We start from the raw sequence: 25,271 nt of genomic DNA, 5'->3' as shown, positions 1-25,271 counted from the left end.
GGGGTGATGTATGGACGCTTAACAGTGGGAGCTTAGGCTCCTGAAGTGAAACTTATTAATCGGGTAATTATTAGCATGAAAACTTTCGTTGCTAAACCAGAAACTGTAAAACGCGACTGGTTCGTTGTAGACGCTGAAGGCAAAACGCTAGGCCGTCTGGCCACTGAAATTGCAACGCGTCTGCGTGGCAAGCACAAGCCAGAGTACACGCCTCACGTTGACACTGGTGACTACATTGTTGTTATCAACGCTGAAAAAGTGGCTGTAACTGGCCGCAAAAAATCTGACAAGATGTACTACAGCCACACTGGCTACATTGGTGGCATCAAGTCAATCAGCTTTGAAAAACTGATCGCGCAAAAACCTGAGCTGGTGATTGAAAAAGCCGTTAAAGGTATGTTGCCACGCGGTCCTCTAGGTCGTGCTATGTACCGTAAACTGAAAGTTTACGCAGGTTCTGAGCACAAGCACGCGGCACAACAACCGCAAGTACTAGACATCTAAGAGGAATAAAGCAATGGCAGAACAATACTACGGCACCGGCCGTCGCAAAAGCTCCGCAGCTCGTGTCTTCATCAAGCCGGGTAGCGGCAACATCGAGATCAACAAGCGTTCTCTCGACACTTACTTCGGTCGTGAAACCGCTCGCATGGTTGTTCGTCAGCCACTTGAGCTGGTAGAAATGACTGAGAAGCTTGACCTGTACATCACCGTTTCTGGTGGTGGTATCTCTGGTCAAGCAGGCGCAATCCGTCACGGCATTACTCGTGCCTTGATGGAGTATGACGAGTCACTACGTCCTGCACTACGTGCAGCTGGCTTTGTGACGCGTGATGCGCGTAAAGTTGAGCGTAAGAAAGTGGGTCTTCGTAAAGCACGTCGTAGCCCGCAGTTCTCGAAGCGTTAATCGACGTTATCGTCAGATTTGCTACAAAAAGCCTGGTGTTCACGCCAGGCTTTTTTTATGCAATTTTTTCTGATGTAACAAGGTAGGGCATTACCTCTTTATTCCCTTTTAAAACAGTGTATAAGCGCGCACTTTCCAACATTTTTATTACCCTTTACATAATTCTGTGCACACCGCTCACATTTGTTACAAAAAGGTAGCTTTATCTTGTCAAAAAGTAGGGTTTTCTCTATCATCTAGCCGACGTAATAGCAGCTAAGATTTAATCGAACTGATCCCAGTCAGCCGTTATTACATATTCGTTTTTAAGTAAGCCGTACGCTCCATGGACGCAAAGGACAAAATAAAAATCCAAGCGGGAGCACATGGGAGAATGTTGGATGAGCAATGCGCCAGTGAATACCGGCCGACGCCGCTTCCTGACTGCGACGACGTCAGTTGTTGGCGGTTTAGGGGCCGTAGCAGTTGCCGTGCCTTTTATTAAGTCATGGAACCCAAGCGCGAAAGCCAAAGCGGCGGGCGCGCCGGTCGAAGTCGATATCAGTAAGCTGCAAGACGGACAAATGATCCGTGTCGAGTGGCGAGGAAAACCTGTGTGGATTGTGCGCCGTAGCGACGCCGTGGTTGAGGAGCTTTCAAGCTTTGAAGACCAATTGCGCGATCCGCAATCAGCACAGCCGCAACAACCGGAATATGCAACCAACCAGCTCCGCTCTATTAAACCTGAAATTTTTGTCGCGGTTGGTATCTGCACCCATCTTGGTTGTTCACCAACCTATCTACCAGACAGCTTCAGTGAGCAAGTGAGTGGAGTGAAAGCCGGGTTCTTTTGTCCGTGTCATGGGTCAAAATTTGACATGGCTGGACGTGTCTTTCAAGGCGTACCTGCACCACTTAACCTGGTCGTTCCACCTTATATGTACTTGGACGACAAGCGAGTGCTGGTGGGACAAGATGAGGGGGCTGCGTAATGGAAAGTTTTGCTAACTGGATTGAGAAACGCCTTCCCGCGATGAATGCGTATCGCAAGCACATGACCGAGTACCCAATGCCGAAGAACTTTAACTTCTGGTATATGTTTGGTGTGCTCGCGATGATTGTTCTGGTTAACCAAATTGTTACCGGGATTTGGCTAACCATGAACTACAACCCTTCAGCGGAAGGTGCGTTTGCCTCTGTTGAATACATCATGCGTGATGTCGAGTACGGTTGGCTGCTCCGATATATGCACTCCACTGGGGCCTCGGCGTTCTTCGTGGTGGTGTACCTGCACATGTTCCGCGGCCTCATTTATGGCTCGTACCAGAAGCCGCGTGAGCTACTGTGGCTGTTTGGGATGCTGATCTTCTTGGTGTTAATGGCAGAAGCCTTTATGGGCTACCTGCTGCCATGGGGACAAATGTCTTACTGGGGGGCACAGGTTATCATCTCCTTGTTTGGTGCGATTCCTGTGATTGGTGATGACTTAACGCTTTGGATCCGCGGTGATTACGTGGTATCAGGCGCAACCTTGAACCGCTTCTTTGCGCTTCACGTGGTGGCCTTGCCGATTGTGTTGCTGTTGTTAGTCGCGTTGCACGTGCTAGCGTTGCACGAAGTGGGCTCCAACAACCCAGATGGTATCGACACCAAACTGCCTAAAGGCGAAGCGGATGACGATGGCCAGCAGTCACAGTTTACGTTCCACCCTGATTACACCAAAAAATATAAGATCATTGACTCGATTCCTTTCCATCCATACGGCACGGTGAAAGATCTCATTGGCGTGGGTGTGTTTGGTATCTTGTTCGCGTATGTGATTTTCTTTAACCCTGAGATGGGCGGTTACTTCCTTGAGCCACCGAACTTTGAGGCCGCGAACCCGCTGAAGACCCCTGAGCATATTGCTCCGGTTTGGTACTTCACGCCTTTCTACGCAATTTTGCGTGCGATTCCTGACAAGCTGATTGGTGTTATCGCCATGGGTGCGTCGATTGTGGTGCTGTTTTTGTTGCCATGGTTAGATCGTTGTCGCGTGCGTTCGTATCGCTACCGTAGCAAACTGCACTTGGCAAACATTGTGCAATTTGTGGTTGCGTTTGTAGCTCTCGGCATTCTGGGCGCGTTGCCAGCGACTCCAACGTACACCTTGCTGGCGCAGATCTTCAGCTTCTGTTACTTCATGTTCTTTGTGCTGTTGTTCTTCTACAGCAAAAATGAGGCAACAAAACCGCTACCAGAGAGGGTGACATTCAAATGAGAAAATGGATTGTAATCTTGTGCGCGCTGTTGCCCTCTTTGGCAATGGCCGCGGGCGGTAACGTTCACTTGGACGACGCCAACAACGATTTAACGGACAAAGCCTCATTGCAACGTGGCGCAAAAATGTTCATGAACTACTGCTTCGGCTGTCATGCCACGCAGTATCAGCGCTATCAGCGTGTCGCAGAAGATCTGAACATTCCAAAAGACTTGATGGAAGAACACCTGATTGTCGACAAGAATGCGGACTATGGTGAGTTAATGACTAACGCCATGAGCCAAGAGTCGGGCGCACAGTACTTCGGTGCGCCAGCGCCTGACTTGACGCTGGTCGCGCGTGTACGTGGTACTGACTGGATCTATACCTATCTGCGTTCATTCTATGTTGACCCATCGCGTCCGTTTGGCGTGAACAATACGGTATTCCCTAACGTGGGCATGCCGCATGTGCTTGAAGAGCTTCAAGGCACCCCACGTAAAGTGTACGAAACACGCATGGTGGATGGTGAGCCGGTTGAGGAATTTGTCGGCCTGCAGTCTGACGGCAATGGCGAGCTGAGTGAGAGCGAATATGATAATGCCGTCCGAGACTTGGTCAATTTCCTCGAGTATTCCGGTGAGCCGGTGAAGCTTGAGCGCCAGCAACTCGGTTGGTGGGTGATCGGTTTCTTCGTGGTATTCTTGATTTTGGCTTACTTCCTCAAGAAAGAATATTGGCGCGATGTGCACTGATCGGTTAATCTAGTGTGTTGCTAATCCGCAATGGGGGCTTTGAGTCCCCATTGCTTTCTATTGATATTGAACATCCTGGAGGGGTTGATGGCTGTTGCTGCCAATAAACGCTCGGTGATGACGTTATTCTCTGACGCATCTGATTTATATAGTCATCAGGTACGCATCGTCCTCGCAGAGAAAGGTGTCAGTGTAGAAATCGAGCTGGTGGATCCGAATAATCTGCCAGAAGATCTGGTTGACTTAAATCCTTATAACTCTGTTCCAACCTTGATTGACCGTGAGTTAGCGCTGTATAACGCAGACATCATCATGGAATACTTGGATGAGCGTTTCCCTCACCCGCCATTGATGCCGGTTTATCCTGTCGCGCGTGCACAAAGCCGCTTGATGATGTATCGCATTAAGCGTAACTGGTATACCTTGGTGGATCAGATCATGCAGGGCAGTGCGGATGAGGCGGATAAAGCCCGTAAGCAATTACGTGAAGAGCTCCTGGCTCTGGCGCCTGTCTTTGCCGAAGATCCTTACTTCTTAAGTGAAGAATTTAGCCTTGTTGATTGCTACTTAGCGCCACTTTTATGGCGTTTACCTGCACTGGGTATCGAACTGACCGGTCAGGGCTCGAAGCAAGTCAAAGACTACATGACGCGTCTGTTTGAGCGTGATTCGTTTCTCGCCTCACTGACAGAAGCTGAACGTGAAATGCGACTAACAGGTCAATAATGTCTACATCTGAATTTGCCATGACACCGCGCCGTCCTTATTTGGTTCGGGCGTTTTACGACTGGTTACTGGACAACGATCTCACGCCACACATTGTGGTCGATGCGACCTTACCAGGGACGCAAGTACCGTTTGATTACGTCAAAGACGGGCAAATTGTACTGAACATCGCCCCGCGAGCAGTCGGTAATCTTGAACTCAGTAACGAGCATGTGTGTTTTAACGCGCGCTTTGGCGGTAAACCGCAGCAAGTGATGGTGCCAATGGCAGCCGTGCTTGCACTGTATGCGCGTGAAAATGGCGCCGGGACCATGTTTGAAATGGAGCCTGCCTACGCCAATGCTGATGACGAGATGTTCGAGGACGAGACGTTCGAGCCGGCACCGACCGAAGAGGACGAGCCATCGCTTGTCTCTGTTGACAGTGTTGACGATCCAGACGCACTGCCGCAGGCCGATGACGAACCAGAAGCGCCAGCGGCGCCGAGTAAAAAAGGCAAGCCGACGCTTACCGTGGTGAAATAACCACTTGGCAGGTTAAACGATGACAAAAACCAGCACCTCGATGCTGGTTTTTTTATGTGTTACGCGCGCGGCAGGCGCAGTGCAAGCGCGCCCGCAACCGAGCACCCTCGCACTAGGGTTAGACAGCGAGGACTAGTGACGCTCGGTCATGATCTCGCGTGAGAATACCTTCTCACAGTACTTGCAGCAGAGCTTCACATCGTCGGCCTCCGTGAGCACTCGGAATGAGCTATCGACAGCCGGCTCGCCATGGGTAATGCAGTTAGAGTTTGGGCAGCTAAACACCCCTTGAATCACCTCAGGCAATGTCAGCGGCAGCTTGGCGACCACTTGATAATCTTCAATTTGATTCACCGTTGCCTGTGGCGCGTACAAGGCAAGCTGACTGGCTTGATCTTCGCTGATCACCACGTTCTCGATTTTGATCAAATCTTTACTGCCGAGCGCCGACGAAGGCAGATTCAAACCAATAGTGATCCGCTGATCGCTACCATGCATTTGAAACAGGTTTAAGATCTTAAAGCCAATGTGCGCGGGGATATGATCAATCACAGTGCCGTGGCAGATCGCTTCGACTTGTAGTTTATTATCCGTGCTCATTTTGCAACTCCTTCAACCTGTTCATTTAACACCAGCGCGAGTAGAGCCTCTCGGGCATACACCCCATTTTCTGCTTGCTCAAAGTAATACGCGTGCGGGGTTTTATCGACATCAACGGTAATTTCATCCACGCGTGGCAGCGGATGCATCACCTTCATATTCGGCTTGGCATCTCGCAGCATGCCGGCACTTAAAATAAACGCTGATTTAATGTGGGCGTATTCTGACTCATCAAAGCGCTCTTTTTGCACCCGTGTCATGTAAAGTACATCTAACTCAGGCACCACATCGCTAATGCTACTGTGTAGGCTATAAGGGTGGCCGCCCGCGGCAAGCTCATCAAGCAGGTGCTCTGGCATGGCGAGTGCATCCGGGGCGATGTAAAAGAAGCGGTTGCCCTCGAACTTTGATAACGCCTGGGTCAGAGAATGCACGGTACGGCCGTATTTGAGATCTCCCACCATGGCGATATTTAAGTTATCCAAGCGGCCCTGGGTTTCGTAAATCGAGAACAAATCGAGCAAGGTTTGGGTCGGGTGCTGATTTGCGCCGTCGCCACCATTCACCACCGGCACGCCTTCAGAAAACTCCGACGCTAATCGCGCAGCGCCTTCTTTTGGGTGACGCATGACAAAGCCATCAACGTAAGAAGAAATCACACGGACCGAATCAGCCAAGGTTTCGCCTTTTTTGCCTGACGAGGTATTGCCGCCGTCGGGAAAGCCAATTACCGAGCCGCCAAGGCGCTGAATCGCGGTTTCAAAGGACAACCGAGTGCGGGTTGACGCTTCAAAAAAGCAGCTAGCAATCACTTTATTTTTTAACAGCGTCGGGTTCGGGCGGGCTTTAAGTTCGCCCGCCGTGGCAACGATTAACTCTAGCTCGTCGCGGCTGAGCTCGGGAATGGAAATAATATGTTTGTGATAAAGCGTATTGGCCATAACGCGAGTCCCTTTCTTTGCAGTGTGCTACAGGCAAAAAAAAAACCTCCGAAACGGAGGCTTTTACGATCACGACCAATGCGAATGCCGTCCCGCGATGGGGCGGATAAATCGCTGTTTGTGGGTGGAATAACCAACATAACTTCTGGCCGTGTAGTGAAATCTGGCCGAATTATACGCCCCTATTTGTGCTGTGCAAGCAAAAGTGCAATCGTTTACGCGCTTGCTTTGACGAGTGTGGCAATCATCACAGCCTTGATGGTATGGAGGCGGTTCTCGGCTTGATCAAAGACGATCGATTGCGCTGATTCAAATACCGCGTCGGTCACTTCCAGGCCATTGAGCCCGTATTGATCGGCAATTTGTTTACCCACGCCGGTCTCGTCATTATGAAACGCGGGCAAGCAGTGCATGAACTTGGCATCTGAGTTCTCGGTAGCGGCCATCAAACCGGGGTTGACTTGATAAGGCGTGAGATCTGCCACCCGCTGCACCCAAACCGATTCTGGCTCGCCCATCGACACCCAGATGTCGGTATAAATAAAATCACAGCCTTTCACCGCCGCCGTATCTTCCGTGAGTGTGATCGTTGCTCCAGTACTGGCGGCAATATCTTGGCAGGTGGCAATCAAATCCGCCTCAGGCCAATAGGCTTTAGGACCAATCAAGCGTAAATCCATCCCCATTTTGGCCGCGCCCACCATCAACGAATTGCCCATGTTATTGCGCGCATCACCCAAATACGCAAAGGCGATTTGATTGAGCGGCTTGTCACTGTGCGCTTGCATGGTGAGTAAATCCGCCAGCACTTGAGTGGGGTGAAAGTCATCGGTAAGGCCATTCCACACCGGCACACCAGCATGGGCGGCTAAGGTTTCCACCACCTCTTGACCAAACCCACGATACTGAATGCCATCGTACATTCTCCCTAACACCCGCGCGGTGTCCTTCATGGTCTCTTTATGGCCAATTTGGCTGCCGCTGGGGCCGAGATACGTAACTTGTGCGCCTTGATCAAACGCCGCCACTTCAAACGCACAGCGGGTGCGGGTTGAGGTTTTCTCAAAAATCAGGGCAATGTTTTTGCCCGTCAGCTGTGGGGTTTCCTCACCACGGGCTTTGGCCGCTTTAAGGGCGGCGGCATCATCAATCAGATCGTGGATTTGCTGAGGTGACAAGTCGAGTAAGGTGAGCAGTGATTGCTGGTAGAGGTCGCTTTTCATATTTATCCCTAAATGACGCGCTATTTTGAATATTAAATCGATATTTTTGTTTAATTATTCTTTGATGGTAAAGCGCGTGTCAGCAAGATGCAAGCGACAAAACCGAGCGTAAAGGCCATCAATTAACCTTTAACACACCGTTTTGAAGGTTTTCTGACCGCAGGAGGGGGATTTAATCAAGGACTGACAATGCTGATAAATTGGCGACAAACGACACAATCCTTTTACCGCCTTATAGCGAGGGAATGACAGGGCAGTGCGGCGAGTGCGAGATAGTGTTTCTGTCCTCAAGGGCAACGACACTATTAGGAAGGAGAACACCATGAAAACATACAACCAAGCACTGACTCTGAGCGCACTGATGATGATAGTTGGCCTAGCGGGCCCGGCAATGGCGAATGACGAGCCGATGCAGCCTGCAGACGGCCAGCCAGCGGTGACTTGCCCTGAAGGTGGCACGGATTGCGACACCCAGCCAATACCAGAAGACGACAACAGCGCCTGGCCACCGGAAGAAGAAACCTGGCCCGCCGATGACAACAGCGAAGACCCCGCCATGCAGTAAGTGGTGTCACAGAACTCAGTAAGTAAAGCATGAGTGCCGTCACACTGGCGGCGCTTGTTTTGCCACCACTGCGCTAAGTGCTCAAAAACCATACTGAATTGACCCCCCTTACAACTAGACACCCTGTTTGCCTTCCCCTATAATCCCAATCCATTCGGCCCCTTAGCTCAGTGGTTAGAGCAGTCGACTCATAATCGATTGGTCCCCAGTTCAAGTCTGGGAGGGGCCACCAGTCATAGCAAGGCGTAGCAGGTTAGTACCTACTACGCCTTTTTTGTAACTGCTGATTTTTAGTCAAACACTTAGTCAAACAAGGAACGGGTACAACTCCCATTTTCGCATTAGAAAAAATCAGCGGGGTAACATTGAGAGGTGTTCAATACTCGACCCCTGCTAGCAGTCCTCTTTTCCCTTGCTTAGGCAAGCGCACACTAAAACGATTCATCCTTTGTGCCTAGGTAACTTCTTGAATCCATCTCACAAAATATGGCTTATCTAACACTTTGGACAATAGCGCACGAAAACCAAAACAGCCCTTGATACACTAACCCCAAATCTGCCAACTCGATGGCGTGTTAGGTGCCGACAACTGATCGGCGGTAGCATGGCTAAACACTGGACGGTTAACCAGCTTATCTAACCGAGGTACTCAATAGGGTGCGCGTTTATCCGAGACAGATTTACGCTTGGGGATAGTGTGAATACCTGACTAGAGATAGGTGGCATGCTCACTTTTGCGGAAGAGCAGTATCGATTAAAGACGAAAAACCATCCTATGATCAGTAGGTTAGGTAGAAAATGGTGCGGATAACGATTTTGGGAAATCGTGCGTGCGCACTAATACAATGTTATAACTTTTGGGGGAGTTCTACATAATATGAAAGTGGTTCAAGGATGAGTAATCCAAGAAAGAAGTATTCTGATGCGCAAAATGTAGCCTTGCTTTCACAGGTTAGTCGAGTATGCCCCTTATGTGCTGAGCCTCTTTTCTATAAGAAGAACGGCAAGAGCTTCAAAAACTATGAACTGGCACATATATACCCATTAAATCCTACTAAAGAAGAAAAGCATCTACTGCAGGATGAAGAGCGGCTAAGTGATGATGTAAATGACGAAAATAATATCATACCTTTGTGCGAGATATGTCATGGGAAATTTGATAAGCCTAGAGCTGTCGAGGAGTATCGAACCTTACTTGGACTAAAGAAGAAGCTCATTGATCGTAGTGGCCAAGAAGCGATTTGGAAAAGATATACGATTGAAGATGAAATCAGTCAGATCATAGAAGCTATATACGATGATCCGGAACTAGAAAATGATGCTGAAATTGATTTTACACCCAGAGAAGTCGATGAGAAGCTAGACTCTAATATTTCAAGGCCAACCAAGTTAAAAATTAAAGGCAACGTTATAGAGTACTACATATTTATTAGAAGGAAGTTCTCAGAATTAGATAACGTCAATTCTGATTTTTCTGAAATTATATCTCTGCAGATCAAGACATATTATTTAAAGCAAAAAAATATGGGCATTGATCAACAAGCCATATTTGAAAATATAGTTGCTTGGATTTACGCAAAAACAAAACCAAAAACTAATGATGCGGCAGAAATTATGGCCTCGTTCTTTATCCAAAATTGCGAGATTTTTTAATGTCCTTTCCTAGTAAGTTTACAAGTTTTGATAATTCGATCTTATCAAAGATTAGCTTTTTGATTCTGGAAGAAATTGAGGTAATTTCTTTGTCTGATCTGATACATGCTCGGTTAGATAAATTTGAAGATATTAGTGAGTTTATGCTGGCGATTGATGTGCTTTATGTCTTAGGAAAGATTGAATTGGAAGAGGGTGAAGGAGTTATTAGATATGTTAATTGAAATTCGTTGTGATAAGTTCAGAGAAAAGACTATCGACTTTCACTCCGGCCTTAATGTTGTGTTAGGCGACAGTGTCGCCACGAATTCTATTGGCAAATCAACGCTACTTATGGTTCTCGACTTCGTATATGGCGGAGAGTCTTTTCTTGATCATAATAAAGATGTTGTCGATGAGCTCGGCCACCATGATTACTTTTTCACTTTTCAGTTTGGTAAGGAATTGGTTTACTTTAGAAGAGGGACGCAAACCCCAGACTTAGTATATAAGTGTGATGATAAATATTCTGAAGTTGAGCCCATTAGAATCGAGGAATACACAACCTTTCTAAAAGCGTCTTACTCACTGGGAGATATCGAGCTTTCTTTCCGTTCAATTGTGTCTCTTTTCTCTAGAGTCTGGGGGAAAGAAAATCTTGATGTAAAGCACCCTCTCCATAGTTTTAAAAGTCAAAAACCCTCCGATTGCGTTACGAATATAATTAAACTCTTTAAGAAATATGAGCCGATAAGAATTCTATCGGAAAATGTAAAAAATAAAAATGACGAAAAGAGTACGATTAGTAAGGCAGCTAAAACTGGGTTGATTTCCAAGACAACCAAGACGAAGTACAAGGAAAACATTACAAGAATTAATGCGATAGATTCTGAGATTGAAGAAATTAAAAACAACCTAAAAAAATATGCCATCAATATATCGGAGATAGCTAATAGACAGGTTATGGAGCTAAAAGTCGAGAAAGATCGGCTTTTAGAAGAGAAACTTAGATTAGATAGTCGACTGCTTCGAGTGAGAAATGATCTAAACCAAAACAAGGCGATAAAAAGTAAGCATTTGGAGTCCCTGATAAAATACTTCCCAGATGTCAATACTTCGAAGCTCGAAGAAGTTGAATCATTTCATTCAAGCATAACAAAAATACTTAGAAAGGAGTTGAAGAGTAGCTAGGCTGAATTAGCTTCACTGTTATCTTCAATAAGTGAAGAAATCGATTTAATCGATATGAAAATATCTGCTTCCTTGGCAGAGTTAGATAATCCAAATGTCGTTATTGATAGGGTTTATGAGTTGTCGCAAGACCATTCCGTGGCCAGCAAAGAAATAGAGTATTTCGAGATGGACACTCAGATTAAATCGGATTTAAAGGAAGCAAAAGAACTTCTTGCTGCCGAGAAGATTAGAATATTGGAGTTGATCGAAAATATAGTCAATGACAAAAATAGAAGAAATGTCACGGAGATATATAGTGAGGAAAGGAGGAGCCCAACACTTAATATTGGTCAAAATAGCTACACTTTCGAACTGGTAGAAGACACTGGAACAGGCAAGGCTTATTCAAATTTAATACTACTTGATTTGGCGTTTTTAGAGGTTACAGCATTACCTTTCTTGGTACATGATTCAGTATTGTTTAAAAACATCCAGAATGATGCTGTTGCTAAACTGATTGATCTGTATGAATCAACAGGAAAGCAAACGTTTATCGCGATTGATGAAATCGAAAAATATGGTGGTGTAGCAGAAAATAAATTGAAAGGTAAAAAGGTCATTCAACTTGATAATAATAATGTCTTGTATGTCAAGGATTGGAGAAAGTGATAGGCAGTTATAACAAGTTGCTGCACGCGGAAAAATTACTCGCTGCGCTCCTAATTTACCGGTGAGCAAAGCGTTATAACTCAGGAGAAATGATGACTCTTCCAAGATATTCAAGTTCTGTGAGATGGACAGATTATAAAATTGATACACCAACATTTCGTTTAAGTCCGGTTGAAAAACCTGATATGTCTCCTTATCTGTTCCATATGACTGGTAAATCTCAATTATTAGCGATCTTGCAGCCTGAAGCGGACGAGATGCCAGAACAACATGGTTTTTTGAGGGCATCAGTCCCCGAAGCTCAGGGAGAGGATAGGAATTATGATGCACGTGTCGTCTGCTTTAGTGAGTCACCTATCTTTGCGTTAGATTTCTTCCGATATCGCTCATTCCGACGTTGGCGAGATAATCAAATGTATGGAATAGGGTTTGACAAAAGTAGGCTTTCATCGCTAGGAGCGAGACCCTGTATTTATGCCGATGATGAACTGAAGAACGACATCGTAATTCTAAAGAATTTAATTGAACAAACCAATATTGAAGATGAACGTATTTCTGAACGAGTTACTTCATTAATCAACGGGAGTTATCCATTGCTAATGCCTTTATTGGAGAACTCACATTCTCAAGGTTTTATGTGGGAGCGAGAATGGCGGTATTTCAATGAACGAGATAATGGTCTTGTTTTCCCTCATGACACTATTCGTATAGTTTGTTGCCCAAGAAATGAAGAGCAGGAACTAAGGGACTGTTTGGGAGCTACTGCAAGCAGCATAGAGTTTGTGCACTCATGGAACGAATATAATGAAGTAACAAACTTTCTGAAATCAAGAGACAATGAGCGTCATGTGCCAGACAGAGCAATATATGGTAGTGAAGTAAATGATTATCTAGAGTCATTAGAAGAGCAATTAGCTAACCATGTCAAAATATTTAATAAGCTAAATGCATTCAAAGACTATATAGATAATTTACAACGCAAAGGTGCTCTTGCAGATGAGGCTCTTGGAGAGCTTCAAAATGAAATGCAGCAAATGGAAAATGAAATACGTAGAATCAAGAAAAAATGAGTTATAACAAATAAGAATAAGTGTCGCGCAGCCGACACTTCATTTGGGTGTTGAACAAGCCCGTTGCTTTATTAAGTAAATAGCTCGAATGCGGATAGGTAGGCGCTGCGTCTGGCACTTTTTTCAGCGCGAGCGCAGCCAAGAAGTGAGTAGATAAGACCTCACTTCAATACGTTACGTTAACGATGTGGTTTTTGTCGGTTTCGTAGTGACAACTTTTAATCCTTAATGATACAAGATTAAACTCAAAAAGTAAGTTTCAGACTAGGGGGGAGGTACGTTTAAATGGGATGGTTAGATAAAGCTAAGAGCGCAGCGGCTGGAGTCAACGAAAAAGTAAACAATATTGATGTTTCTGATATTACGAATAAAACCAAAGAGTACGGAAGAAACGCCTATGATAGTACAGCTGCGAAGTCAGCCCAAGCTGCTGAAGGAGTGAAAAAAGCTGCATCTGACTTAGATTCAGCAGCAGTTGCCGAAAGCGTTAAAACTAAGGCTACTGATCTATCTCAAAGGGGACAAGAAGCTGCTACCGAAGCTTACGAGCAGGCTAAAGAGAAAATCGACAATATCGATTGGGAAGAACTAAAAGATGTGGATGCTCAAAAAGCTAATGCAATCAGATATTGGGAAACTGGTACTGACAAGCTAAACCAATGGGCTAGAAGTACTTTTGAAGTTGATAAAGATACTTTGCGGATGGTTTCAGATTTGCAAGGCAACCTACCTGTTCCTGTTAAAACATCGGAAGAAATCTTTGAACAATGCCGAAATATTGCCATTCAAAGGGCAATGTCTTCGTTCTTCTTAAACCAGACAGCTAATTCTATTGATGACCACTCTCAAACTAAGTATGAGAACTTGTCAGAAAACTACAAAGAGTTTGGGGGACGCATTGGTGAGCATAATTTAAGAAATTCACATGAGAACTTTTCTTCTATGCAAGATCAAAGAGCTGCTGCAAAAGATACGTTTTCTCCTCTGGAAGATGGGTACAATAAAGATGCCACACTCCAGCCGCATGACGCGGATATCGAGCATGTTATTGCAACTAAGGATATTTATAGCTCGACTTTGTTGAAAGCCGGTACAACGGATAAAGAACTTCTAGATGCAATGAATGATTCTGGGAACTTAATCTTTACAAACTCTTCGGTGAATCGTTCAAAAAGAGATATACCACTTGGTGAGTTCCTAGAAAATTCAGTTCCGCATCCAGATAAACCAGGTGTTCGTATCATGCAAATTCAGGGTGAACAGTATGAATTAAACGAAGAAGACTGTAATGCTGCTTTAGAACAAGCTCAGAAGGTTTTGAATAGGCATAAATCTAGTGCAGCCGTCGAAATTGGGATGACCGCGGTTAAGAGTGGTGCGACGATGGCGGTTCAGCAGGTTGTCGGTATGATTGTTGTTGAAACCATCGATATTTTTATGGATGAAATCAAAGTCTTTTGCAAGGAATTCAAACTATTTGATGAAAAGGGTATGGTTCAAAATGTGAAGGAACTTAAGGTTCGGTTGACTCAACGTTTGAATCAACGCTTCGAAGAAAGACAGATTTGGGCTAAAGCTAAAACTCTTGGGATAGAGGCTGGCGTGAGTGGTGCGTTAAGTGTCATTCCTCAGATCTTAATTTCAATGGTTACGAAACTTCCTTCGTTTGCTCTAGGCTTGATACGTGAGGGCACTCTAAGCTGTATTCGTTGTGTTCGAATTATGTCTAGTAATGATGAGAATAAGCTTAAATCTATAAATATCATCATGGCAAGTACCGCTTCAGCAGTAGTGGGTTTGTACGTCGGTCGCGTAATAAGTACAGGGCTTGCGTCTGTACCACTACTGAACCGATTCAATGCTCAGACCACCGCGATTTTGTCAGGGCTTGTAGTAACAGCAGTTCCATTGGTTGCTATTTACGTGTTTGATCAGAACAAATCAAAGTTCACCTTTGCATCTGGAAATATTACGACAGGTGAGGCTTAGTTGTATTAGTTCAATAAGAAGGTTGGGTGACAACAGTCTTATTCCTATCGCCGTAATAATAGTATCTTTGGACTTGTGTAGTGGAATAGTGAATTTGGCCACGGTGCTAGAGCGTGTAAGAACAGAGATCCGTTTAGCAGAATCAGAGTAACCAAACTCGACAAGTGCGGCCTGATGATTTTGTCACGATCTCTGGTGATGGCTTAAGTTCCGTATGCATTCCCACGCAGGAGCGTGGGAACGAGTAAATAGAGGATAAATTTGCCGAGTTAACCATTGGCCCGTTTTTTTCTTCATGAATATAAAAAGGCACTGATCACAGTGCCTTAATATCAACCGTCACACAGCATTGTTACTGTTCAATCATCTTCATCTCAACAATGATAGGCAGGTGATCCGTGACTGCAGGCCAGTTAATATCGCCATACGACATGTTGTTTTGCGGCACCGTGATGTTTTCAACATGCCATTTTTGGGCTTTTCCTGTCATCACATAATCGACTTGGATCTCAGGATTACTCGCGGGCCAAGAGCGAAAATCAACCGCTTCATCGTTAACCACATTCCAGTAACGGCTCAATTCCTGATAAGTCGCAGAATGTGGTACATCGTTCATGTCACCGAGCAGTAATTTGATACCTCGAGAATCTATGGCGGTATCGTTTAATTCTCTCACTTGCTCAACACGCATCGTCGGATCTTCTTTTGTGTCTAAATGCGCATTAAAAATGGTGATTGGCGCGTCAAACCCTGGGACATCAACATGTGCCTCAAAGGCAATGCGCTGCTCACGCTCACCCGATGGCAGTTCAGTGATCGCGGTTTTTAAAATAGGGTGTTTTGACGCGACAGCCAATCCGTACTGACCACCCTCAAAGTCGATAGCCCTACCAAATTCAACATTAAGCCCAGTAAGCTCAGCGAGTTTCTTTGGTTGGTCTACTCTGCCGCTACGCGCTGTCAGTGCGTCAACTTCTTGTATTGCAACGATATCAACATTCAACGCCTTAATGGCTTTGGCAATTTCTGTTAATGAAGACACTCGACCTGCGGCCATATTGAATGTCGCAACACGAAGTGTAGGTGCTTCCTCCACAGAAAACGTCTTGTTAATCAAATCGGTCTGGGCTTGATAAGGTTCTCTATGTCCTCCGGCAAATGCAGTGGCTGATACAATTAAAGAGATTGGTAACAGTAGGTGTTTGTATTTCATTATTTTTCTTCGCCTTTATGATTTATTTTTCGAGGCGAATTATCTTATAAGGATACGGGGAAATACGTGATAGATATCTCAATAAAAAGATACATAAACAATCTAGATCACACTTACATGTAAAGTGTAATGGCCCACTAACATTGGCCACGGTGTTAGATCGTGTAAGAACAAGGACCCGTTCAGCAGAATCAGAGTAACCAAACTCGACAAGTGCGGCTTGATGATTTTGTCACGATCTCTGGTGATGGCTTAAGTTCCATATGCATTCCCACGCGGGAGCGTGGGAACGAGTAATCGTCGCCAATGACATCACCGACGTTAAAGTACGCGTAGGTCGGCATAAGCGCCTTCTCGATCGCGCAAGCTGGGTGTGATTTCCGCCGCGCGCCATCCGACATCGTGGATAAAATTGGCACCAAACGTGACAGGCGCCCAGGTGGCATAATGCATCATAGTTGACATCTTGCAGGGGCTTGTGTCACCTACGCCAATGGGAGCATTTGACGGATTACGGATTACGGATTACGGAATACCGAATACAGAATACAGAAAGAGCTGAGCCCCGATTCGAACACGATCTGCTCTTTTCTGTACTCTGTAAGCGAAGCGTTCTGTATTCAAAAATCCTGAATATCGCGTAGGTCGGCATAAGCGCCTTCTCGATCGCGCAAGCTGGGTGTGATTTCCGCCGCGCGCCATCCGACATCGTGGATAAAATTGGCGCCAAACGTGACAGGCGCCCAGGTGGCATAATGCATCATAGTTGACATCTTGCAGGGGCTTGTGTCACCTACGCCAATGGCACCATCGATGTATAAATTTTGTCATTGTAATGGCCCACTAACATTGGCCACGGTGTTAGAGCGTGTAAGAACAGAGATCCGTTCAGCAGAATCAGAGTAACCAAACTCGACAAGTGCGGCTTGATGATTTTGTCACGATCTCTGGTGATGGTTTAAGTTCCGTATGCATTCCCACGCGGGAGCGTGGGAACGAGTAATCGTCGCCAATGACATCATCGACGTTAAAGTACGCGTAGGTCGGCATAAGCGCCTTCTCGATCGCGCAAGCTGGGTGTGATTTCCGCCGCGCGCCATCCGACATCAAAGCTGTAGTGGCCAACTAACATTGGCCACGGTGTTAGATCGTGTAAGAACAGAGATCCGTTCAGCAGAATCAGAGTAACCAAACTCGACAAGTGCGGCTTGATGATTTTGTAACGATTTCAGTTCATGGCTCAAATCTCGTATGCATTCCCACGCAGGAGCGTGGGAACGAGTAATAGAGATCCAGGGCAGTAAAGTCACAGTGAAAAAACGCAGCCCCACGGCTGCGTTTTGTTTATCTCACTCAATGAAACCAAGCCTGTGTTATTGAGTCGGCTCAATGGTCAGTGGCTCCCAGGTTGCCATGGCATTGCCGCCGGCGCCGTATTGGTCTGGGTATGCACGGCCTTTAAGCAGGGTGTAGTACACATCAACAAAGTCATCATCGTTGGTCAGCCAGCCGTCGGGGATGGCTTCGATGATTTTTCCGGTGATTTGCGTGACCACGCCATAGGCTTGCGCTTCCAAGTCGGGGATCGCGGCTAGGATGTCGCTCGCCACCTCGTTAAGTTTCAGCGCCAGCTCTTTGTAGTTGGTGCCGTCGTCTTGCTCCATTAAGATCACGTCTGCCGCGCCCCAGCGATAACGATCCCAATGGATCATCACTTGGTTGGGGTAATAGGTAGTTTTGTCGTAATCCAAATACGGCATATCGACAATGTCGAGCGTCGGTTCGTCACGGCTTGGGTTCACACCGGTGACAATGGCATACACTTCTGCTGCGCCGGAGATCCACGGTTCTTTATCGTCGGCCAGGCGGATGGTTTTTAGCACTGTGGTGTCAATGGGTTGGGCTGGGGCTTGTGCCATCATGCGTGCACTACGACGCATCCGTGGTGCAGGGTTCTGCTCCGCCAAGGTGCGACGCATCACTTCCAATCCGGCTTTTAATGCCGCTTTGCCGTCCGTATCAATCACTAACACGGGGCGGTCAGGCATTTGATAGACGTCTAGCCAGTGGGTGTTGCCCTCAGTGTCAAAGGCCTCAATCTGGGTCCAGCTTTTTTCATCACCGGCCGGCTCAAAGGCAAACAAAGGCGCTTGGCCGGCTTGCCAACGCGCGAGCATGCTTGGGTCGGCTAAGCGTACTTCGAGCAGTTGGTCGGCGACGTCTTCGACGCCTTGCGCCTCACGCAATGCACGGTCAGCGCTGTGCAGCTGAGTATCCAGGCTGCGTTTGCTGCGTGAGCTACGCGCTTGAGGCTGTGTCAGTGCCGACAAGGGAGCATTTAAGCCATAACTATTAATATTGCGCTGTAGCGTTGGGGCAATTTGCGCATAGTCTTGGCTGAGTTGTTTGGCGGTGTCGCGTTTTATCTCTACCACGTTGTTATCTGCGCTACCGGCAAAAGCGGGGGTGAAAACCTGAGAAAGGCCGGCGAATAGCAGCGAGATCAGTATTTTTTTATTCATCGCATTTCCTTTTCGTTATGTCCAACTGACGTTAGCTAGGGCTAACGCTTTGTATCTTGCGATGCTTGTCTTTAAACACGCTATCTCAAATAAAAAGAGCTGTGAGTACAGTTCACAAAAAAACTGAAACTCTAATGCGAAATTAGTCATTTTTGGAATTGGAGTAAATACTCACTAATGAAAAAGAATGAGATTTCCAGTAATCAATCGGTATGAATGTTGGCAGTTTTAACCGTAACTGATTGATTGGTGAAATGAAGCGATGAGAGGGAGTGGGAAAAGAACCATCAATGTTGTAGGCCGTGCGGGTAAGCCATAAACACGATAGCAGACGGTAAAAGGTGGGAGAGAAGAGCGTGGGGAGAGAACCGCCAGCATTGCACTGGCGGTGTTGAGTGCTTAAATGTCGTCGCGTTCTAGCGGACAGCTCATGCAGCGTGCACCGCCTCGGCCTCGACCGAGTTGGTCGCCGGGAATAGAGAGCACTTTAATGCCGGCTTTATCATATTTTTCATTAGTGTAGGTATTGCCTTCGTAGCCAATCACGACGCCTGGACGCACGGTCAGCACGTTGTTGGCATCGTTCCATTGCTCACGCTCGGCGGCATAGCTGTCGCCGCCGGTAGTAATGATGTTTAACGGGCCGACATCCAGCGCTTTTTCAATCGCGGTGAGGTAGCAAGACTGTGCTTCCACGTTAAGGCTGTCTTCCCCTTTACGGGTTAAGCGCCAGCAAGGCAAATCAGGGCGCATCACCGTGGGGTAGACTGAGAAAGTATGGATATCCATGTGGGTCATCACGGTATCCAGGTGCATGCATGAGCGGTTTTTCGGTAATTGCACCGCAATCACTTCTTTGGCTTGACCGCTAAACAGTAGGCTACGCGCTAGCTGTTCAACCCCTTGAGGCGTGGTGCGCTCGGACATGCCAATCAAGACCGCGCCGCGGCCAATGACCAGCACGTCGCCACCTTCAATCGCGGCGTTGTCGTAATCGCGGACCTCATCACCGAGGTAATTGACAAATTGGCTTTGCGCGAACTCAGGATGCCAGCGGTAAATGGCGCGCAAGTGATTGGTCTCTCGCTGGCGGGCGGATTTCGCCATTGGGTTGAGTGAGACGCCGCCATACACCCAGCAGGAGGTATCGCGGGTAAACAGATGGTTGGGCAGCGGCTCAATCACGAAGTCGGTTTTGTCGTGCATCGCTTGCATCATCGAGGATGATTGCACGGGTAAATCGATATAGCTTAAGCCACCGAGCAGAATGTCCGCGAGCGTGTTGTGGTCGATATCGGCCATGTAGGCGCGCACATCGTTGGCAAATTGATAGCCAAGACGGTATTGGTTGAGCTGGGTGTCGAGCAGCCATTGCTTGGCATCAGGTTCGGCTAATGTCTCAACCAGTAAGTCGTGCAGTAGGTGCACCTGCACGCCTTGATCCGTGAGTGTGCGGGCGAACATATCATGCTCTTCGCCGGCACGCTCTACCGCCAGAACATCATCAAACAACAAATCGTGGCAGTTAGATGGCGTTAGGTGGTTTAACGCTCGTTCAGGGCGATGAAGCAGAACGCGCTTCAGTTGCCCAACTTCGGATCCAACGTAAAACTCACTCATGGTAGGTCCTCTTTTTCCTTAATACGGGCCAGGCAATGAGACAAACAGCGCCTTGCACATCCGGGATGTGTGCTCACCGATAAGGTGGGAATGCGGGCCGTTTGCACAGGGTGGGCGTGTCTCATGTCCTCCTTGGATGGTCGAATAATGACAACCTTCCGAGGGGAGGTCAATGTTACAAATCACTAACAATCTCGCCAAACTAGCAAGGTCACAGAAAATTCATCAACTTGGCGGTTTTATCGTCAGCTTCGCGGTGAGCGAACGTGGCATTTTTGCCGAAACCGTGCCATATTGCGCCCGTATTCATTTTCTGGAGTCGCGCTTATGTCACAGGCTGAACTGATTGAACAACAACACCAAGAAACGCGCATGATTATCGAGGAGCTTCTCGCTGACGGCAGTGATCCGGATGCGTTATATACCATTGAGCACCATTTATGTGCCGATACCTTTGCGGCGCTGGAAGATGCGGCGGTCGAGGCCTTTAAAATGGGCTTTGAGGTAGCAGAGGCTGAAGAGCTCGAGCTGGAAGAGGGCGGCACGATTGTTTGCTTTGATGCGGTCATGGAAACCGCCTTGAATGCCGAACGCATTGATGAGCAGGTAGAAAAGTTGGTGGCGTTGGCCGACAAGCACAACATTGATTACGACGGCTGGGGTACCTATTTCGAGTCGGATGAAGACGAAGAAAGCCCAGAAAGCGAGTAAATTTACTCGCATCAGTAAGCCTCAAAAAGCCACGTTAGCGTGGCTTTTTATTTGCCTGAACTTGTTTACAGCACCTTTATCATGGTGACTTCACAGCTGTCGTGACCGGTGTTTCCCATCCTAGGACACGGCACAAAACCGAGTGACTGATATAAGGCAATGGCGGCGGTGAGGTTGGCGGTGGTCTCGAGGTAGCAGCGCTGATAGCCCCATTCTCGCGCCGTATCCATCGCCTTGACGGCTAACCGCTTTGCGATGCCTTTGCCGCGTAATGCTGGCAGAAAGTACATCTTCTGTAGTTCACACACACCATCGTGCCTAGGCAAAGGGGCGACACCACCACCGCCGAGGATCACTCTATCTGCTTCAATCACCCAATAGGCGGCATGCGGGTGCGTATATTGTTCGCTGAGATAATCGAGGGTGGGATCGGCCACGCTAAATCCGGCATCGGCACTAAGACCATGTTCGGCAGAGACGCGACGAATGACATCGGCAATGGCAGGGTTATCGCTCGGCGCAATTAAGCGCACGTCGAGGGACGCAGGGGCGTGTGAGTCAGCCTTGCGTAAATTTTGGGGGCAATCCTTAGCCATTAATACACTCCGGATAATAGATTTATCGACAATCTATCTCACTGAGATGGCTTTCACAACTCAATCGCGATACAGGCAAGGCGGCGATCATTGCGCGTTGTTCGGCGTCACTATCCCCGGTGTGGTTTTAGTGGTGGTGGCCAAGGTGCACCGGCGCGGGTTTTACCCCATGACGGCGCTGCCAGATTTTTTCATGGAAAAAGTAAGCCAATGTATTGATGCTTGGCTCAACCAGCGCTAATGCACCACCGACTAACCAATCACCGCTGATCAAATAGCCGACCAAGAAAGCGACGTTAAAGTGGATCACCGCAAAGCTGGCGGTTTTAATCACCGGACGCGCTTGACGGCTTAGTTTCCACACTTTTTCATGAAGGTAAAAGGCACCCGTGTTGACCGTTGGCTCGGTCATGGCAATTAAGCTACCTAAAATGATATCGCCGGTGAGCACATACGCGACCGTAAAGGCGATCGAAAAGTGGATAGCGGCAAAACTGAGTGTCTTTTTCATGGTGTAGCTCCTTCGCGGCAACACGCGTTTAATCAACAATGACAGTATGTACGGTTCATGTCGATAAATAAAAACGGTTCTCACTATCTTTTAGATAGAGAAGGGCTATCAAAGGCGATCAGTGCTGGTACAACAACCGTTGAGAAAGTAACCAAGCCAATTGTGTGCTGGTGTTGGGCATAAAAAAAGCCACGCCGATTGGCGTGGCTTATCACAGGGTATCGGTAAGACCGATGAACTATAACGCAGCGATGGTGACCTTTTGCTCACCGAGCTTGGTTAAGGTGTCACGATAGCCATCGAGCTTTTCACGCTCTTTCGCTACCACGGCTTCGGGCGCTTTAGCGACAAAGCCTTCATTGCCAAGCTTACCTTCAACACGCTTGATCTCACCTTCGATTTTGGCGATCTCTTTGTCCAGACGCGCCAGTTCGGCATCTTTATCAATCAAGCCCGCCATTGGGATCAAGATCTCAGCGCTGCCAACCAAGGCAGACGCACAGGCCGGTAGCGTTTCGCTGCCGTCCAGTACCTTGAAACTGCCCAGTTTGGCCAGTGCGTTTAAGGTGGTGCTGTTGCTGCTCGCACGATCAGCATCACGTGAATCGGCGGCTTTTAGCATTACGTCAAGCGGTTGGCTTGGCGCAATATCGTACTCAGCACGTAGGTTACGGATGCTGACGATAAACTGCTTCACCCACTCAATATCTTCTGACGCTTGGGTGTTCACGTGGCTTTGATCAAATTGCGGCAGAGGCTGCTGCATAATGGTGTCGCCTTCCACGCCGTTTACCAGCGGTTTAACGCTCTGCCAGATCGCTTCGGTGATGTAAGGGATCACAGGGTGCGCCAGACGCAAGGTTTTCTCCAGCACGGTGATCAAGGTATAACGGGTGGCACGCTGTTGTGCGTCGTCACCTTTCCACAGCACCGGCTTGGTCAGCTCCAAGTACCAATCGCAGAATTGATGCCAGATAAACTCATACAAGACGCCCGCCGCCATATCGAGACGGTAGTTGTCGAGGTGGGTGTTAAAGTCTTTGGCCGCTTGTTGGAACTGAGACTCGATCCACTGATCGGCATTTGAGAAGGTCATCTCGCCGCCGTTCATGCCGCAATCTTGCTCTTCGGTGTTCATCAGCACGTAACGGCTGGCGTTCCAAAGTTTGTTACAGAAGTTGCGGTAACCTTCCAGACGCTTCATGTCCCAGTTGATGTCACGGCCGGTAGAGGCCAGTGCCGCCAAGGTAAAGCGCAAGGCATCGGTGCCGTGGGCGTCGATGCCGTTTTCGAAGGTTTTGCGGGTCGCCTTCTCGATTTTTTCAGCCAGCTTAGGCTGCATCATGTTACCGGTGCGCTTGGCAACCAGATCATCAATACCAATGCCGTCAATCATGTCGAGTGGGTCAAGCACGTTGCCTTTCGACTTCGACATCTTGGCGCCACTTTCATCGCGAATCAGGCCGGTCATGTAGATGGTTTTGAACGGGACTTGTGGCTTGCCGTTTTCATCTTTGATGAAGTGCATGGTCATCATGATCATGCGCGCCACCCAGAAGAAGATAATATCGAAGCCTGACACCAATACATCGGTAGGATGGAAGGTTTTCAGTGCATCGGTATTTTCTGGCCAGCCGAGGGTGCCGAATGTCCAAAGCGCCGATGAGAACCAGGTATCGAGCACGTCTTCGTCTTGGCGCAGCGCGACGTCGTCGCCAATCTGGTTGTCACGACGGACTTCGTCTTCATCGCGGCCCACATAGACGTTGCCTTGGTCGTCATACCAGGCAGGAATGCGGTGACCCCACCAAAGCTGACGCGAAATACACCAGTCTTGTACATCGCGCATCCAGGCAAAGTACATGTTTTCGTATTGCTTGGGCACAAACTGAATGTCGCCATCTTCTACCGCTTTGACAGCCGGCTCGGCGAGCGGCGCGGTGCGCACATACCATTGGTCGGTCAGCATTGGCTCAATCACCACGCCACCGCGATCGCCATAAGGGACGGTCAGATCGTGATCTTTGATTTCACCCAGCAAGCCGAGAACGTCAAACTCGGCGACGATCGCTTTACGCGCCGCAAAACGTTCCAAACCCTGGTAGGCGGCTGGAATGTCGCTCGCGTAGGCGGTGCTTGGCTGGCCTTTGTGATCAAACACTTCTGCGTGCTCGCGGATATCCGCGTTCAGGGTCAAAATGTTGATCATTGGCAGCTGGTGGCGCTGGCCGACTTCGTAGTCATTAAAGTCGTGCGCGGGAGTGATTTTTACACACCCGGTGCCTTTTTCCATGTCGGCGTGTTCGTCGCCCACGATCGGGATACGACGATTCACCACTGGCAGCAACACGTGCTGACCAATCAGATCTTTGTAGCGCGGATCGTCTGGGTTTACCGCAACACCGGTATCGCCCAGCATGGTTTCTGGACGGGTGGTGGCAACGACAATGTAGTCTTTACCGTCTGCGGTTTTGGCACCATCAGCCAGTGGATAACGGAAATGCCACATGTGGCCTTTCTTATCTTTGTTTTCCACTTCCAAGTCCGAAATCGCCGTGTGCAGTTTCGGATCCCAGTTCACCAAGCGTTTGCCGCGATAAATCAAGTCTTCTTTGTGCAGGCGCACAAACACTTCTTTTACCGCATTGGAGAATCCTTCGTCCATGGTGAAACGTTCGCGATCCCAGTCGACAGAGGCACCCAAGCGGCGCAGCTGTTGGGTAATGGTACCACCGGATTCGCCTTTCCATTGCCAAATTTTGTCAATAAACGCGTCACGGCCGTAGTCGTGCTTGGTTTTGTTTTCTTCGGCTGCGATCTTACGTTCCACCACCATCTGCGTGGCAATACCGGCGTGGTCGGTCCCCACTTGCCAAAGGGTATTTTTACCTTTCATGCGCGCGGCACGGGTCAGGGTATCCATGATGGTATCCTGAAACGCGTGGCCCATATGCAGGCTACCGGTTACATTCGGAGGTGGGATCATGATGCTAAAGGCATCTTTGCTGGTATCACCATGAGGTCGGAAATAGCCCGCCTCTTCCCAGCGCTGATACAGCGCTTTTTCAATTGATTGTGGATTATATGTCTTTTCCATAGCGCTCTT

The 25,271-nt window shown here is 47.9% G+C and carries 26 protein-coding genes and 1 tRNA gene; 16 read left to right on the top strand and 11 right to left on the bottom strand.

The features are described from left to right. Nucleotides 1–75 precede the first annotated feature (75 nt). The 7 genes from rplM to sspB all read left to right on the top strand — a co-directional run bounded on the left by rplM (nt 76) and on the right by sspB (nt 5,130). Complete coding sequence (gene rplM / locus BZG76_RS01410) at nt 76–504, top strand: 50S ribosomal protein L13 (RefSeq protein ID WP_025674468.1); 429 nt, start codon at nt 76–78, stop codon at nt 502–504. 13 nt (nt 505–517) lie between these two features. After that, entirely contained in the window at nt 518–907 is a 390-nt protein-coding gene (rpsI, locus tag BZG76_RS01405; RefSeq protein WP_021022657.1) for a 30S ribosomal protein S9, read from the top strand. Nucleotides 908–1,287: 380 nt separating this feature from the next. Beyond that, complete coding sequence (gene petA / locus BZG76_RS01400) at nt 1,288–1,878, top strand: ubiquinol-cytochrome c reductase iron-sulfur subunit (protein WP_021022656.1); 591 nt, start codon at nt 1,288–1,290, stop codon at nt 1,876–1,878. Continuing rightward, the gene (locus tag BZG76_RS01395) at nt 1,878–3,146 is read left to right on the top strand and encodes a cytochrome b (protein ID WP_077459891.1); all 1,269 of its coding nucleotides are present in this window, start codon (nt 1,878–1,880) and stop codon (nt 3,144–3,146) included. Before petA ends, BZG76_RS01395 begins: the two co-directional genes overlap by 1 nt. Next, entirely contained in the window at nt 3,143–3,880 is a 738-nt protein-coding gene (locus tag BZG76_RS01390; protein ID WP_077459890.1) for a cytochrome c1, read from the top strand. The genes BZG76_RS01395 and BZG76_RS01390 overlap by 4 nt, the downstream gene beginning before the upstream one ends. Before the next feature lie 87 nt (nt 3,881–3,967). Further along, the gene (sspA, locus tag BZG76_RS01385; protein WP_021022653.1) at nt 3,968–4,606 is read left to right on the top strand and encodes a stringent starvation protein SspA; all 639 of its coding nucleotides are present in this window, start codon (nt 3,968–3,970) and stop codon (nt 4,604–4,606) included. Continuing rightward, on the top strand, nt 4,606–5,130 hold the full coding sequence (gene sspB, locus BZG76_RS01380) for a ClpXP protease specificity-enhancing factor (protein WP_077459889.1): 525 nt from the start codon (nt 4,606–4,608) through the stop codon (nt 5,128–5,130). Before sspA ends, sspB begins: the two co-directional genes overlap by 1 nt. Nucleotides 5,131–5,262: 132 nt before the next feature. On the opposite strand, the gene pyrI is transcribed toward sspB, so the two are convergent. The 3 genes from pyrI to argF form a co-directional block, all read right to left on the bottom strand. Beyond that, nucleotides 5,263–5,730, bottom strand: coding sequence for an aspartate carbamoyltransferase regulatory subunit (gene pyrI / locus BZG76_RS01375; protein ID WP_021022651.1), 468 nt, complete (start codon nt 5,728–5,730; stop codon nt 5,263–5,265). Beyond that, a complete protein-coding gene (gene pyrB, locus BZG76_RS01370) occupies nt 5,727–6,671 on the bottom strand; it encodes an aspartate carbamoyltransferase (protein WP_021022650.1) in 945 nt (314 codons plus the stop codon). The genes pyrI and pyrB overlap by 4 nt, the downstream gene beginning before the upstream one ends. 215 nt (nt 6,672–6,886) lie before the next feature. Beyond that, nucleotides 6,887–7,894 (bottom strand): ornithine carbamoyltransferase, encoded by a 1,008-nt coding sequence (gene argF, locus BZG76_RS01365; protein WP_077459888.1) that lies wholly within the window; start codon nt 7,892–7,894, stop codon nt 6,887–6,889. A gap of 322 nt (nt 7,895–8,216) precedes the next feature. On the opposite strand from argF, the gene BZG76_RS01360 reads away from it, so the two are divergent. The 8 genes from BZG76_RS01360 (at nt 8,217) to BZG76_RS01325 (ending at nt 14,992) form a co-directional block, all read left to right on the top strand. Then, on the top strand, nt 8,217–8,459 hold the full coding sequence (locus BZG76_RS01360; protein ID WP_077459887.1) for a hypothetical protein: 243 nt from the start codon (nt 8,217–8,219) through the stop codon (nt 8,457–8,459). A 156-nt stretch (nt 8,460–8,615) separates the two neighbouring features. Next, nucleotides 8,616–8,691, top strand: a tRNA-Ile gene (locus tag BZG76_RS01355). 662 nt (nt 8,692–9,353) lie between these two features. Continuing rightward, complete coding sequence (locus BZG76_RS01350) at nt 9,354–10,112, top strand: ABC-three component system protein (protein WP_077459886.1); 759 nt, start codon at nt 9,354–9,356, stop codon at nt 10,110–10,112. Further along, nucleotides 10,112–10,336: an ABC-three component system middle component 7 gene (locus BZG76_RS01345; RefSeq protein ID WP_077459885.1), complete on the top strand. Its 225-nt coding sequence runs from the start codon at nt 10,112–10,114 to the stop codon at nt 10,334–10,336. The genes BZG76_RS01350 and BZG76_RS01345 overlap by 1 nt, the downstream gene beginning before the upstream one ends. Beyond that, complete coding sequence (locus BZG76_RS01340; RefSeq protein ID WP_077459884.1) at nt 10,326–11,282, top strand: hypothetical protein; 957 nt, start codon at nt 10,326–10,328, stop codon at nt 11,280–11,282. The genes BZG76_RS01345 and BZG76_RS01340 overlap by 11 nt, the downstream gene beginning before the upstream one ends. Nucleotides 11,283–11,336: 54 nt before the next feature. Next, nucleotides 11,337–11,933, top strand: a complete 597-nt coding sequence (locus BZG76_RS01335; protein WP_077459883.1) for a DUF2326 domain-containing protein — start codon at nt 11,337–11,339, stop codon at nt 11,931–11,933. 89 nt (nt 11,934–12,022) lie between these two features. After that, nucleotides 12,023–13,003, top strand: coding sequence for an OmpH family outer membrane protein (locus tag BZG76_RS01330; protein ID WP_131825308.1), 981 nt, complete (start codon nt 12,023–12,025; stop codon nt 13,001–13,003). Nucleotides 13,004–13,288: 285 nt separating this feature from the next. Then, nucleotides 13,289–14,992, top strand: a complete 1,704-nt coding sequence (locus BZG76_RS01325) for a hypothetical protein (protein WP_077459881.1) — start codon at nt 13,289–13,291, stop codon at nt 14,990–14,992. A 352-nt stretch (nt 14,993–15,344) separates the two neighbouring features. Here the strand turns inward: BZG76_RS01325 and BZG76_RS01320 are convergent, their stop codons facing one another. The 5 genes from BZG76_RS01320 to arcA form a co-directional block, all read right to left on the bottom strand. Further along, nucleotides 15,345–16,205, bottom strand: a complete 861-nt coding sequence (locus tag BZG76_RS01320; protein ID WP_077459880.1) for an endonuclease/exonuclease/phosphatase family protein — start codon at nt 16,203–16,205, stop codon at nt 15,345–15,347. Between the two features lie 321 nt (nt 16,206–16,526). Next, the gene (locus BZG76_RS15600; protein WP_274532407.1) at nt 16,527–16,661 is read right to left on the bottom strand and encodes a hypothetical protein; all 135 of its coding nucleotides are present in this window, start codon (nt 16,659–16,661) and stop codon (nt 16,527–16,529) included. A 164-nt stretch (nt 16,662–16,825) separates the two neighbouring features. Next, on the bottom strand, nt 16,826–16,969 hold the full coding sequence (locus BZG76_RS15310) for a hypothetical protein (protein WP_158011309.1): 144 nt from the start codon (nt 16,967–16,969) through the stop codon (nt 16,826–16,828). Between the two features lie 609 nt (nt 16,970–17,578). Then, nucleotides 17,579–18,727 carry a DUF3103 family protein gene (locus BZG76_RS01315; protein WP_077459879.1) on the bottom strand — a complete coding sequence of 383 codons (1,149 nt, stop codon included), beginning with the start codon at nt 18,725–18,727 and terminating at the stop codon, nt 17,579–17,581. A gap of 399 nt (nt 18,728–19,126) precedes the next feature. Beyond that, on the bottom strand, nt 19,127–20,347 hold the full coding sequence (arcA, locus tag BZG76_RS01310; protein WP_077459878.1) for an arginine deiminase: 1,221 nt from the start codon (nt 20,345–20,347) through the stop codon (nt 19,127–19,129). A gap of 327 nt (nt 20,348–20,674) precedes the next feature. Here arcA and rraB point away from each other — a divergent pair, with 327 nt between their 5' ends. After that, nucleotides 20,675–21,058: a ribonuclease E inhibitor RraB gene (gene rraB / locus BZG76_RS01305; RefSeq protein WP_021022642.1), complete on the top strand. Its 384-nt coding sequence runs from the start codon at nt 20,675–20,677 to the stop codon at nt 21,056–21,058. 65 nt (nt 21,059–21,123) lie between these two features. Here the strand turns inward: rraB and BZG76_RS01300 are convergent, their stop codons facing one another. The 3 genes from BZG76_RS01300 to BZG76_RS01290 form a co-directional block, all read right to left on the bottom strand. After that, nucleotides 21,124–21,654 carry a GNAT family N-acetyltransferase gene (locus BZG76_RS01300; RefSeq protein ID WP_077459877.1) on the bottom strand — a complete coding sequence of 177 codons (531 nt, stop codon included), beginning with the start codon at nt 21,652–21,654 and terminating at the stop codon, nt 21,124–21,126. A gap of 127 nt (nt 21,655–21,781) precedes the next feature. After that, nucleotides 21,782–22,165 carry a DUF2061 domain-containing protein gene (locus tag BZG76_RS01295; protein WP_077459876.1) on the bottom strand — a complete coding sequence of 128 codons (384 nt, stop codon included), beginning with the start codon at nt 22,163–22,165 and terminating at the stop codon, nt 21,782–21,784. Nucleotides 22,166–22,403: 238 nt separating this feature from the next. Next, nucleotides 22,404–25,262, bottom strand: coding sequence for a valine--tRNA ligase (locus BZG76_RS01290; protein ID WP_077459875.1), 2,859 nt, complete (start codon nt 25,260–25,262; stop codon nt 22,404–22,406). Nucleotides 25,263–25,271 lie beyond the last annotated feature (9 nt).

Source organism: Salinivibrio sp. AR647, assembly GCF_001995415.1.
GTDB classification, from domain to species: Bacteria; Pseudomonadota; Gammaproteobacteria; order Enterobacterales; family Vibrionaceae; genus Salinivibrio; species Salinivibrio costicola.
This window is presented reverse-complemented; position numbering and strand designations above follow the sequence as displayed.

Excerpts from the sequence above, each read along its gene's own strand:
- rplM (WP_025674468.1), top strand. The coding sequence starts at position 76 with ATGAAAACTTTCGTTGCTAAACCAGAAACTGTAAAACGCGACTGGTTC.
- rpsI (WP_021022657.1), top strand. The coding sequence starts at position 518 with ATGGCAGAACAATACTACGGCACCGGCCGTCGCAAAAGCTCCGCAGCT.
- petA (WP_021022656.1), top strand. The coding sequence starts at position 1,288 with ATGAGCAATGCGCCAGTGAATACCGGCCGACGCCGCTTCCTGACTGCG.
- BZG76_RS01395 (WP_077459891.1), top strand. The coding sequence starts at position 1,878 with ATGGAAAGTTTTGCTAACTGGATTGAGAAACGCCTTCCCGCGATGAAT.
- BZG76_RS01390 (WP_077459890.1), top strand. The coding sequence starts at position 3,143 with ATGAGAAAATGGATTGTAATCTTGTGCGCGCTGTTGCCCTCTTTGGCA.
- sspA (WP_021022653.1), top strand. The coding sequence starts at position 3,968 with ATGGCTGTTGCTGCCAATAAACGCTCGGTGATGACGTTATTCTCTGAC.
- sspB (WP_077459889.1), top strand. The coding sequence starts at position 4,606 with ATGTCTACATCTGAATTTGCCATGACACCGCGCCGTCCTTATTTGGTT.
- pyrI (WP_021022651.1), bottom strand. The coding sequence starts at position 5,730 with ATGAGCACGGATAATAAACTACAAGTCGAAGCGATCTGCCACGGCACT.
- pyrB (WP_021022650.1), bottom strand. The coding sequence starts at position 6,671 with ATGGCCAATACGCTTTATCACAAACATATTATTTCCATTCCCGAGCTC.
- argF (WP_077459888.1), bottom strand. The coding sequence starts at position 7,894 with ATGAAAAGCGACCTCTACCAGCAATCACTGCTCACCTTACTCGACTTG.
- BZG76_RS01360 (WP_077459887.1), top strand. The coding sequence starts at position 8,217 with ATGAAAACATACAACCAAGCACTGACTCTGAGCGCACTGATGATGATA.
- BZG76_RS01350 (WP_077459886.1), top strand. The coding sequence starts at position 9,354 with ATGAGTAATCCAAGAAAGAAGTATTCTGATGCGCAAAATGTAGCCTTG.
- BZG76_RS01345 (WP_077459885.1), top strand. The coding sequence starts at position 10,112 with ATGTCCTTTCCTAGTAAGTTTACAAGTTTTGATAATTCGATCTTATCA.
- BZG76_RS01340 (WP_077459884.1), top strand. The coding sequence starts at position 10,326 with ATGTTAATTGAAATTCGTTGTGATAAGTTCAGAGAAAAGACTATCGAC.
- BZG76_RS01335 (WP_077459883.1), top strand. The coding sequence starts at position 11,337 with ATGAAAATATCTGCTTCCTTGGCAGAGTTAGATAATCCAAATGTCGTT.
- BZG76_RS01330 (WP_131825308.1), top strand. The coding sequence starts at position 12,023 with ATGATGACTCTTCCAAGATATTCAAGTTCTGTGAGATGGACAGATTAT.
- BZG76_RS01325 (WP_077459881.1), top strand. The coding sequence starts at position 13,289 with ATGGGATGGTTAGATAAAGCTAAGAGCGCAGCGGCTGGAGTCAACGAA.
- BZG76_RS01320 (WP_077459880.1), bottom strand. The coding sequence starts at position 16,205 with ATGAAATACAAACACCTACTGTTACCAATCTCTTTAATTGTATCAGCC.
- BZG76_RS15600 (WP_274532407.1), bottom strand. The coding sequence starts at position 16,661 with ATGATGCATTATGCCACCTGGGCGCCTGTCACGTTTGGTGCCAATTTT.
- BZG76_RS15310 (WP_158011309.1), bottom strand. The coding sequence starts at position 16,969 with ATGATGCATTATGCCACCTGGGCGCCTGTCACGTTTGGCGCCAATTTT.
- BZG76_RS01315 (WP_077459879.1), bottom strand. The coding sequence starts at position 18,727 with ATGAATAAAAAAATACTGATCTCGCTGCTATTCGCCGGCCTTTCTCAG.
- arcA (WP_077459878.1), bottom strand. The coding sequence starts at position 20,347 with ATGAGTGAGTTTTACGTTGGATCCGAAGTTGGGCAACTGAAGCGCGTT.
- rraB (WP_021022642.1), top strand. The coding sequence starts at position 20,675 with ATGTCACAGGCTGAACTGATTGAACAACAACACCAAGAAACGCGCATG.
- BZG76_RS01300 (WP_077459877.1), bottom strand. The coding sequence starts at position 21,654 with ATGGCTAAGGATTGCCCCCAAAATTTACGCAAGGCTGACTCACACGCC.
- BZG76_RS01295 (WP_077459876.1), bottom strand. The coding sequence starts at position 22,165 with ATGAAAAAGACACTCAGTTTTGCCGCTATCCACTTTTCGATCGCCTTT.
- BZG76_RS01290 (WP_077459875.1), bottom strand. The coding sequence starts at position 25,262 with ATGGAAAAGACATATAATCCACAATCAATTGAAAAAGCGCTGTATCAG.